Raw genomic sequence first — 3,747 nt, 5'->3', positions numbered from 1 at the left:
GAGTAAATTATGGAAAGCCGGACGCTTGGAAACTTGCTTGTCCGGTTTGGACGGGGGCTGATTGTAAATAAAACAGCAAATAAAAATCGCTGCATAAAACGCAATTAATCTATCCGTATTTTTAAATAATTTTTCTAAAAATAACGTAGAAGCTCACGAAGCTATTCGAATTACTGATATTAAACGAACTCCTCAAGAAATTAAAAATTATTTAACTAAAGACGAATTATCTTTATATAATTTAATTTATCAAAAAACTATATCTAGTTTAATGACTGCAGCAATTATTAACAAAACACAATTTATTTTCGAAATAGAAAAATATTTTTTTCAAGCAGAAGGTTATCAAGTGATATTTGATGGTTATTTCAAAACGACAACTTATTCTAATTTTAAAGAAATATTATTACCGGATTGGGAAAAGCACAAATATTATTTGCCTCAAAAAGTGATAGCTAAATCTCAAATGACTTCACCACCACCTCGTTATAACGAAGCCTCTTTAATTAAAAATTTGGAAAATTTAAAAATCGGTAGACCTTCAACTTATTCTCATATTATCGAAACTTTAAAAAATAGATATTATGTGGAAATTAAGGAGAAAAAAATGATTTGTACTCAACGAGGATTAATTACAAATGAAGTTTTAATGAAATTTTTTAATTCTTTTATTAATGTTAAATATACAGCTAACATGGAAGCGCAATTAGATCAAATTGCTAACGGTCAAATAGATAAAGTTACCATCTTAAAAAAATTTTACGATGATTTTATTAAATTATTTATATATGCTAATAATAATATTAATACCATACCAAATATTACTACAAAACAAAAATGTTCTGTTTGTGGAGATTTTATGGTGGAGCGTTTTGGTAAATATGGTACTTTTTTAGGTTGCAATTCTTATCCTAAATGTAAAAATTCAGATATTGATCAAAAAAAGAAAAAAACTATAACTATAACAAATCAAAATTGTTCTAATTGTGGTTCTTTTATGGTAGAACGAAACAGTAAATATGGTAAATTTTTAGGTTGTATTTCTTATCCAAAATGTAAAAAAATTATTTCTTATAAAAAAAATAATAAAACAGAAAACGATGAAAAAGATTAATAATAATTTATATGACAAATTAAATTACATACACTTTATAATATATTTATTAACAATTTTATTTTTATATATCATTAAGGAAAATAAATAACTTATGTTTAATTTTTTTAAAAAAATTTTTAAAGAAAAAACTCAAAAGAAAAAAAATTTTTTTTTCAATTTGGAAAATGTACAAGAAGATCAAATATCTGAATGGATCCGAAAAATTAAATTACAAAATAAATTAACTGAAAATTTATTGGATGAATTAAAAATTTTATTAATTAAATCGGATTTAGGTATAGAATCTACTCAAAATTTGATTAGTCAAATGCGTGAAAATATTTCGTCTGAAAATTTATCTCAACCAAAATATTTTTTAAATTTTTTAAGAGATCAAATTTTATTATTTTATAAACAAAATACAAAAGAAAATATAAAAAATGATATTTCAATAATAAAATCACAAATTTATCTTTTTGTGGGAGTGAATGGTTCGGGAAAAACTACTACTATAGGTAAATTAGCTACTAAATTAACGGCACAAAATAAAAAAGTTTTATTAATAGCAGCAGATACTTTCCGTACTGGAGCTGTAGAACAATTACAAAGTTGGAGTAATACTTCTAAAAGTAATTTTTTTTCCAAAGCTAATAGTCAACCGGCAAGTGTAATTTTTGAAGGTTTAAAGTATAGCGAAAATCAAAATTATGATATTATTTTGTGTGATACTTCTGGAAGATTACAAAATAAAGATAATTTAATGCAAGAATTAGCTAAAATAGATAGAGTTATTAAGAAATATAATCCTCAAGCTCCGCATGAAATTTTTTTAATTTTAGATGCTATGACAGGGCAAGAAGCTTTAAAACAAGTAGAATCTTTTAGAAAAATTATTCCGGTCACTGGCATTATTCTTACTAAATTTGATCATTTTTCTAAAGGAGGTTTAATTTTAGCGATTAAACATTTATATCAGTTAGAAACAAAATATATAGGTGTTGGAGAAGCACCAAATGATTTATTAGAATTTGATATTCATAATTACGTTAATTGTTTATTTGAAAATTAATAAAAATTAAATATAAATAATCATTTGTGAAATAAAAAAATATTTATTAACAAAACGGTTGATCTAATACAAAAGGAGTTATTCATGAATTTTTTAAGTAAAAGTATTCAAAAAATAATTAATAAAATTGGTAATAAAAAATATATTCAACAAAATGATATTGATAATATCATGCAAGAAATTAATCCTGCTTTATTAAAAGCAGATGTTGATTATGAAGTAGTAAATAAATTTAACGAATTAATTAAACAACAAACCTTAAATATGCAACTTTTAAAAGGTTTAACCCCTCAACAACAAGTTATTAAAATAATTCAAAACACTTTAACTAATATTTTAGGAAATAAATCTTTACCTTTGAATTTCCAAGATAATAAATTAAATATTTTTTTATTAATAGGAATGAAAGGTAGCGGCAAAACAACTATTGCAGGTAAATTAGCTTTTTTCATAAATAAACAAAAAATAGATAAAATTTTATTAATTGCAGCAGATTATCATAGACCTGGTGGTATTCAACAATTACAACAAATTGGTAAAAATATAAATATTGAGGTTTATAATGATAATAATACAAATAATTCTTTAGAAGTTATTTTAAACGGTATTAATTATGCTAAAAAGAATCATTTTCAAGTTGTTATCATCGACACTACTGGATTTTCTCCTGAAGATACAGCTAGTATAGATAATTTATCTTTAATTAAAAAAAATATTAAACCCGATGAAACATTGATGGTTGTAGATGCTTTAGGGGGTCAACAAATATCAGGAAAAATTAAACAAATTAATGAAAAATTATCATTTACAGGGGTAATTATGACCAAAATGGATGCTAAAACTTCAGGTGGTTTAATTTTATCTATTAGATATATTACTAAGTTAGCTATTCGTTTTATTTCTAGCTCAGAACAACATAATGATGATAATTTTGAACTTTTTTATCCTGATCGTATAGCTTCTAGAATTTTAGGTATGGGTGATTTATCTACTTTAATAGAAAATATAGAAGCTAAAATAGATCCCAAACAAAACGCCGAATTAATAGATAAATTATTTCAAGATAATTATAATTATTATGATTTACAAAAACATTTAAATTTAATTAAAAAAATGGGATCATTTCAAAAAATTTTAAATTTTATTCCTGGAATAAGTAATAAAATATCGAATTTAAATATTTTAGATAATAATATAATTATTAAATTCGAAGCTATTATTAAAAGTATGACTCATAAAGAAAGATTAAATCCGGAATTGATCGCTAATAATAATCGTCGTCGTCATCGTATTATTAAAGGTTCCGGCACAACTAATCAAGAAATTAATTTATTGATTGATTTTATCGAAAAACAAAAAACTTTAACTAAACAAATAGATAATAAAAATTTGAAAAAAGATTCGATAACAGATTATCAAGATTTGATAAATAAATTTTTAGATTCAAAATAAATATTTGTTTAATTCGTGAGGGACAATAAAATTTATGAAACATTTAATTTTAGTAGATGGTCATGCACTTATTTTTCGTGCTTACTATGCTACTGCTTATAAACGAAAAGGGCGCAAAAGATGCTCATAA

Annotated in this window: 3 protein-coding genes; all 3 read left to right on the top strand. The window is 23.4% G+C overall.

What is annotated here, in order from left to right; genetic code table 11:
* The first annotated feature begins 103 nt into the window (after positions 1–103).
* Positions 104–1,114 carry a DNA topoisomerase gene (locus tag B2G44_RS01795; RefSeq protein WP_257616370.1) on the top strand — a complete coding sequence of 337 codons (1,011 nt, stop codon included), beginning with the start codon at positions 104–106 and terminating at the stop codon, positions 1,112–1,114.
* Between the two features lie 94 nt (positions 1,115–1,208).
* On the top strand, positions 1,209–2,165 hold the full coding sequence (ftsY, locus tag B2G44_RS01790; protein WP_078123135.1) for a signal recognition particle-docking protein FtsY: 957 nt from the start codon (positions 1,209–1,211) through the stop codon (positions 2,163–2,165).
* Between the two features lie 84 nt (positions 2,166–2,249).
* Positions 2,250–3,617: a signal recognition particle protein gene (locus B2G44_RS01785; protein ID WP_078123134.1), complete on the top strand. Its 1,368-nt coding sequence runs from the start codon at positions 2,250–2,252 to the stop codon at positions 3,615–3,617.
* Positions 3,618–3,747 lie beyond the last annotated feature (130 nt).

Origin of the sequence: Candidatus Phytoplasma citri (assembly GCF_002009625.1) — a bacterium.
GTDB classification, from domain to species: domain Bacteria; phylum Bacillota_I; class Bacilli_A; order Acholeplasmatales; family Acholeplasmataceae; genus Phytoplasma; species Phytoplasma citri.
This window is presented reverse-complemented; position numbering and strand designations above follow the sequence as displayed.